The organism is Desulfobacterales bacterium (assembly GCA_028704555.1).
Classification (GTDB): Bacteria; Desulfobacterota; Desulfobacteria; order Desulfobacterales; family JAQWFD01; genus JAQWFD01.
Window position 1 is genome coordinate 49,263 of the sequence record JAQWFD010000026.1, and the last position, 6,858, is coordinate 56,120.

Sequence of the window (6,858 nt, forward strand, 5' to 3'; positions counted from 1 at the left end):
TTATGCGGGATCGATATCACGCTTCAATGAACCTTGTCCGGCCGGTTCCTCTGAAGGGGGACCGATTGTCATATGCACAACCATATTCCCCTCACATGAGCGTACATAACAGCCTTGGTAAGGGATATCTTCAGAAGCCATGTCCCATATCCCGGCATCACAGGTGACGATCCGGGGCAGATGTAAATTGTATACGGCATGTCTATCCCATCGACTCAACGTATTGCCGGCAATCATGTTGGTAATTTCACTGATTGTACCTGTCCGCTGGTCCTTCGAGATAGCGTCTGAATCCGTACCGAGGAAGTTTTTCACCAGCGTCCGAAGGAGGGTTTCGGGTATGACCGACAGGAATGCACCTGACACATTACCGGTGAAATTGACACGGCAGCCGCAAACGTCTTCCTGAATATCCTGCGGCACCTCTTCCGGCCGGAAATCCTCACACATGTCAACCGGAAGAAAAAACATCGTTTCAAGTACCTCAGAAATCGAGGCTTTCAGTGCCGCTTTCAACGATTGAATCATAGGGCCTCTTTCCGAATATGTGATTCAGCTTTTTTTTGGCAGTTTCCGGCGTAAATGGTTTTTTCAGATAATCGGCCGCCCCGGACTGCATAAAGCTGCTGATACGCGCATGGCTGCCTTCCGATGTAACAAACAGGACCGGAATCGATTTGAGCATCGAATCGATTTTTATCTCTTTTAATAATTCAAGTCCGTTCATGCCGGGCATGTTATAATCTGTAATCACGATATCAATATCCCGGTTTTCCCGCAGGATGTTCAGAGCCGTGAGACCATCAGGGGCTTCGAAAAACTTGGAGTCACCAAAACCCGACAATTTAATTGTCTTTATAATCACCGATCTCATCGGGGACGAATCATCTACAATCAACATGTTCATCATTTATGATTCCCTGACATGGCCTTCTGGTCAGATATGTATTGTATATAATTTTAGCGATCGTATATTCACATCGAACACCTTTTCAGCTTCAGACGGTTGGATGAAATTCTGTCCGTTGCTGAACGATATATGCCATTTTCAAATCAGCGGGCGGTATCAGCGGTATGATATTGTTTTGATACTGTCTCTTCCGGACAGGATACTCACATCCCCTGAATTGATATCCATTTTCATGGTACGATTGATGCAGCCCCCGATATCCTCATAATCAATGATAACGTTATTCCGCCAGAATATCTTTCTTAAGGCGATATAATTTTTTTTTCCGATATTAAAAAAACCCTTTGTATCGAGAATCCGCGCACCTCCGGCTACAATAATTTTCATTCGCTGTTTGACGGCACCATATTTATATGCTTCTAAAAATAATCCCGGAATCCCGGTATCGGCAAACATAAAGGGCCGGCTCCGGGCTTTTCCCTCGTCAAGCGAAGATTCAGGGAGCATGAAGTGAAGTATTCCTCCCACCCTGACAACCGGATCGTAAACCACCACCCCCACACATGATCCCAGAGAATATGTGATCAGCGTCTCTTCGGGTTTATTGCTCACCTTCATATCCGCTACGCCGATGACGACATTCAAGCACCCGATCCTTTCTTTTTCTCCCTGAAACTGCTCTGCAGTGCACACTATCATAAACGAACCCCTGCGTCATATGCTAACAAAAAGAGGTATCCCCATCAGCCGTGTTTTTCAACAGACAGTTTCACTTCATGTTTTCCGAAATTTCAAACAAGCCTGCCATATCAAGGATTAAGCCAACCCGACCATCACCGAGGATGGCGCCTCCCGCCAGTCCTTTAACCTTTTTCAACGATTCTCCCAGACTTTTTATCACGATTTCCTCCTGCCCCAGCAACTCGTCCAGAAGCAGACATCGTTGATCGTTTTTATTTTCAATCACCACTACGAGGCCATCCCACGGGTTATCTGAATCCGCCTGAACACCGCAAATCCGGTTTAACCGTATCAACGGAAGCAGTTTTCCTCTGGCCATAATCATTTCCCCCTGCCCTTTTACGGTATAATAATCCTCTTTTTTGGGTTTGATGGACTCGATAATGGTCATTGTTGGAATGACGTAACGTTCTTTACCTACACGAACGAGCATCCCTTCGATAATTGCCAGTGTCAGTGGAAGTCTGATGACGAAATTGGTCCCCCTGCCGTATTCCGATTGAATATCCAAACGGCCGTGAAGTTTCTCGATACTTCTTTTGACGACATCCATGCCAACCCCCCGGCCTGAAATTTCGGTGACTTGTTGCGCAGTTGAAAATCCCGGCTGCAGGATTAAATCGAAAATTTCAGATTCGGTCAATTGAGCATCCCGGTCGATCAGATTTTTTGAAATCGCTTTTTCAAGTATCCCGTTTTTATTCAACCCTTTTCCGTCATCTTCGATTTCAATAATGATGTTTCCACCCTTATGGTATGCCCGTAGAACGACTTTGCCCTTTCTGTTTTTTCCGATCCGGACACGCTCTTCGGGGCTTTCGATTCCATGATCCACCGAGTTCCGGATCATATGAACCATTGGCTCATAGAGTTCATCCACCACATTTCTATCTATTTCGGTATCCTCTCCGTACATTTCGAGATCGACTTCCTTACCGGAATTTCTGGCCAGATCTCTTACTACCCGGAACATTTTTTGAAACATACTTTTGATGGGTACCATTCTCATGGACATGGCAATTTTTTGGAGGCTTGAGACTATCTGGGCCAGATGGTTGAAATTTTGATCACACCGCTGGCCCAGTCTGGCTGAGAAATCCTGAGCATTTTGTTTCAGCATTGCCTGCGCAATCACCAGTTCCCCGGTCAGGTCCACGAGATTATCCAGCTTTTTTGTATCAACCTTTACCTGCAGATCAAGGAGGCGGTGACCCTTCTTCTGATCCCGCAACGCGGAAATCACCGCTTTTGATTCGGTGATTTTCTCACTGATCAGGATTTCTCCCAATCTCTTACCCGGTATGTCTTTCTGTTTCTGAAGACTTCTTTCAAGATCTTCAGATTTCAATGTTCCTTTTCTTAAGAGAATTTCGCCCAGGGGCAAATTCTCCTGCCTTGCATTTTGACCAATCTGTTTAATCTTTTCGATTAACAGACCGATGTCCATGCCCGATTCTATGACCGTTGCGCCTTCGCTCAGACTTGATTCAACGCCACGGATCATTTTTTTCAGGGTATCAACAGATTCAAGTATGATATCAATCACCTCATCCTTAATTTGGAATTCACCCTGTCTGGCTCCATCAAGTAAATTCTCTGTTGCATGAGACAATCTGTTAATATCCTTTAGGTTTAAGAATCCGGATACCCCTTTTACCGTATGAAAAGGTCTGAAAATTGCGTTAATTGTTTCCTTGTTACCGGGATTTTGTTCCAAATCAATCAGGTTTATCTCAATCGTCTCAAGATTTTCCAGTGATTCGACCACAAAATCGCTTAAAATCTGAACGTCTTCCTGATTCACGACAAGTCCCGGAGCATTTCCAGTCGGGTTCGCTTCATCGTCTGCCCCTGAAGTCTCAATATCCGTATCACTTATACCCAGGGCTTTCAGCAGCTGGCTGATATCGGAGACATAGGGCTTTTCACAACTCAAAAACCGGTACATGTCCTGCAGCACCGTAATGCCTTGTTCAAACGGTGCCAGATCCTGTGCCTCATATAGAATAATCTTTTCAAGATAAGACTTGAGACCTGTGGTTAGCTGTAAGAAAACAGGATTATCCGTTTCTTTGGCTGCCATTTCCAGATCAGATAGATAGTTCAGTAACTGGCCCATTGCAGGGATATCACTTTCTTCAAGAGTAACAACTCTTAAAGCGATTTTTTCCAAACACTCATTGATCTGATCCAATATATTTTCCATACGATGAAACCTGCCCCCCCTTTTTTATCCGTAAAGACTCAGCGGCTATCCGCATAGCTTGCAAGCATATCGCGCCGTTTGACTTTTGCCCCCTGGTTGCTTCTTCTCGTCAATACCAATACGGATTTTTTCTGATAACCATTAAAACCGAAAAAGTTCAGAGAGCTGCTTAGACAGTCTGATAAGACAATTTATATCTTCTTTTCTGGCGTAACGTGCGAAATAAATAAATGATCCGGGCCATGTGTTTAACTTCTTTACAATACTACATATTGTGGTTCAGATTAATTGTCGACTGAAACGCTATATGATTGAAATCGCATGTCAGCACGCCGGTCGAATCTGTATCCGGACCAGTCATCAGCACAGCCATTGTCCCCTAAACAGCTAATTTTTTATCGATTTTCAGAAACGGGGCTTGATCATAACTGCGGCCACAAGGTCACGGGGTCCGTCCCGCCCGTTGCCGGCTTCTCCAGTACGATCCGGGGGATGCCGGGCCCATGAAGCTAAAGCGCAAAAACTCGGCAAGCCTCAAACCGTTTGCGCTTCTTAACGCTTCATGGCCCCGACATCTTTTCCCCGGATCGCGCCATCTCGTACGCCGGCAACGGGCGGGACTCCGAGGCTACGCACAGCAAAATATGGCCGCAGTTATGATCAAGCCCCAGAAACGACATCCGAAGCATGCTGCCGCCTTGGATTACGCTGTTTTCCGGTCCGGGGTGCCCGGTATGCGTGACCGTTCGAAAAGATATCGACCGCTGTATAAAGCTGGCGCGAACGCCGGGGGTGATCGTGGCCACGTTCGGAGACATGATGAGGGCTCCGGGGCAGGGCTTTCGGAATTATACGGTATTGTCGATTCACAAACGGATGATGCCAGTCCTCGAATCGCTGATGCTCGATGAGACGGTTTGCGTTGACGGGTTTGTCCTTTAATGATATCGCCATGTGTGGAGCCGGATTACGCGGATGCCGGCATTCATAACGCAGGGGCCTGCGATAAGATTATTCTCATCGGAACCATGGCGGATCATGGAATGGCCATTTTGACACAGAGACAATCCCTGGCCCTGGAGGCCGGTATCGTAAGTGATACGGCCGCCTTGAACCATATGGCTGGCAGGCTTTTGTCGGTATGTAAACCAGGCGTTCATGTGCTCAGGGATCCGACCCGGGCGGAAATTATCGGTGAGGTGGTTTCGGAAGAACCGGACACAGTGGTTATTGAAACCCGTATCGGTGGAAGGCGAATCGTCGATATGCGGATCGGCAGTCAGCTTCCGGGGATATGCTGAATCATGGCGAAGGTTAGCTCCGAATTCCAGCAGGGTGGACAGGGAATGAGACGATACAGATTGTTGATTTTTATTTGTTTTGCCGCGGGGTGTATCGCCGGTTGCGGTTTCCAGAAAGAGATCCTTCTGACGGGCCGGACCATGGGGACTACCTACCATATCAAAGTCGTTGCCGGCTATCTGACCCATACGTCCCGTCTGCAGAATAAAATCGATCAGCGGCTGAAGCAGATCAATAACAGCATGTCCGTTTTTATTCAAGACAGCGAAATCAGTCGGTTCAATGCATTGAATCAGGCCGGGAAACCGGTCCGTGTATCGGATGACTTTTACGGTGTGATGATCATGGCCCGAGAGCTTTTCCGCCTGACAGACGGCGCATGGGATGGCACCGTGGGCCCTTTGATCAATCTCTGGGGGTTCGGGGATGCAGGCCGACAGGGCGGGATTCCGGAAAAAGAAAAGATTTTTGCACTGAAGGCCGATGTCGGTTTTGATCTTATTGAAATGGACGGGGAAAATCTGCTGAGTAAAAAAAATCCAGCCGTAAGGCTTAATCTGTCTTCAATCGCTAAAGGCTTTGCCGTGGATGAGGTTGAAGCGGTCATCAAAAGTCAGGGGATAGAAAACTGTCTGGTTGAAATCGGGGGGGAAGTCAAGGCATCGGGCCGGAAACTGGATGGCACCCGCTGGAAAGTCGGCGTCAATACGCCGGGGAAAAATTCGCCGCTGAATCAGGTGTATGAAGCGCTGGGGCTTGAAAACAAAGCCCTGGCAACCAGTGGGGATTACCGCAACTATTTTGAAAAAAACGGGATAACATATTCTCACATTATCGATCCCCGGACCGGATCCCCGGTAGCCGATACCGTCGTGAGCGTGTCGGTCCTTTCGGATTCATGTGCGTTTGCAGACGGTCTTGCAACGGCGGTCATGGTAATGGGTGTCGAAAAAGGACTGGATCTGGTCAATGCCTTGACCGGTGTGGAATGCCTGATTGTCGTTCGCGAAGCAGAAGGCCTCCTGACGGATCACGTCTCAAATGGGTTCAGGCATTATCTGCTCTCCTTGTAACGCGGCTTTCGTCCAGCATCAGTCAACGTCTTTTCTGACCCTTCCCTGCAGAAATACGCAACTCGTTTTACGATGCGCCGGCTCCGGCCGGGCACTAAATATATTGACAACACCGGCCGATTCCTGTAGTTTTTCTGATTATTCCAAATAAAACTTAATTTTTTTAAATAGTTATAATAAAAAAGGTCGATTTGATGACTACATAGAAGTAAGAATTTTTTGGCAATCAAAAACGGTATCAAGGAAAGGAGGGGGTGGCAGTGAATATTGCAGTATTACTCAAACAGGTGCCGTCTACGGAATCTTACATAGGAATTTCCGATGATGGTGTATCGGTTCAGACGGACAATGTCAAATGGGTCATCAATCCGTATGATGAATTCGCTGTGGAAGAGGCCTTGCGAATCAGGGACGCACACGGGGGAGCGGTGACCATCGTCTCCGTGGGTACCGGAAAAGCATCCGAGGCGATTCGCACTGCACTTGCGATGGGGGCGGATAAAGGAATTTTGATCAGTGATCCGGCCGCTGAAAACTGTGATGGATCAGGGGTTGCCAGAATACTTTCAACGGTGCTGTCATCGATTGAGTTCGATCTGGTGATTGCGGGGCAGCGCGCTGTGGAT

Annotated in this window: 8 protein-coding genes; 4 read left to right on the top strand and 4 right to left on the bottom strand. The window is 47.3% G+C overall.

The annotated features are described in order from the left end of the window. From PHQ97_10790 to PHQ97_10805, 4 genes are all read right to left on the bottom strand, one after another. Nucleotides 1–528: a chemotaxis protein CheX gene (locus tag PHQ97_10790; protein ID MDD4393218.1), complete on the bottom strand. Its 528-nt coding sequence runs from the start codon at nucleotides 526–528 to the stop codon at nucleotides 1–3. Beyond that, nucleotides 485–910, bottom strand: a complete 426-nt coding sequence (locus PHQ97_10795) for a response regulator (protein MDD4393219.1) — start codon at nucleotides 908–910, stop codon at nucleotides 485–487. Before PHQ97_10795 ends, PHQ97_10790 begins: the two co-directional genes overlap by 44 nt. A 156-nt stretch (nucleotides 911–1,066) precedes the next feature. Next, entirely contained in the window at nucleotides 1,067–1,555 is a 489-nt protein-coding gene (locus PHQ97_10800; protein MDD4393220.1) for a chemotaxis protein CheD, read from the bottom strand. Nucleotides 1,556–1,679: 124 nt separating this feature from the next. Then, nucleotides 1,680–3,857, bottom strand: a complete 2,178-nt coding sequence (locus tag PHQ97_10805) for a chemotaxis protein CheA (protein ID MDD4393221.1) — start codon at nucleotides 3,855–3,857, stop codon at nucleotides 1,680–1,682. 678 nt (nucleotides 3,858–4,535) lie between these two features. Between PHQ97_10805 and PHQ97_10810 the strand changes: the two genes are divergently transcribed. From PHQ97_10810 to PHQ97_10825, 4 genes are all read left to right on the top strand, one after another. Next, nucleotides 4,536–4,799: a hypothetical protein gene (locus PHQ97_10810; GenBank protein ID MDD4393222.1), complete on the top strand. Its 264-nt coding sequence runs from the start codon at nucleotides 4,536–4,538 to the stop codon at nucleotides 4,797–4,799. Further along, nucleotides 4,799–5,158: a hypothetical protein gene (locus PHQ97_10815; GenBank protein MDD4393223.1), complete on the top strand. Its 360-nt coding sequence runs from the start codon at nucleotides 4,799–4,801 to the stop codon at nucleotides 5,156–5,158. The genes PHQ97_10810 and PHQ97_10815 overlap by 1 nt, the downstream gene beginning before the upstream one ends. 45 nt (nucleotides 5,159–5,203) lie before the next feature. Next, nucleotides 5,204–6,232: an FAD:protein FMN transferase gene (locus tag PHQ97_10820; GenBank protein ID MDD4393224.1), complete on the top strand. Its 1,029-nt coding sequence runs from the start codon at nucleotides 5,204–5,206 to the stop codon at nucleotides 6,230–6,232. A gap of 260 nt (nucleotides 6,233–6,492) precedes the next feature. After that, nucleotides 6,493–6,858 (top strand): electron transfer flavoprotein subunit beta (locus PHQ97_10825; protein ID MDD4393225.1); only part of this gene is annotated, 366 nt, incomplete at its 3' end.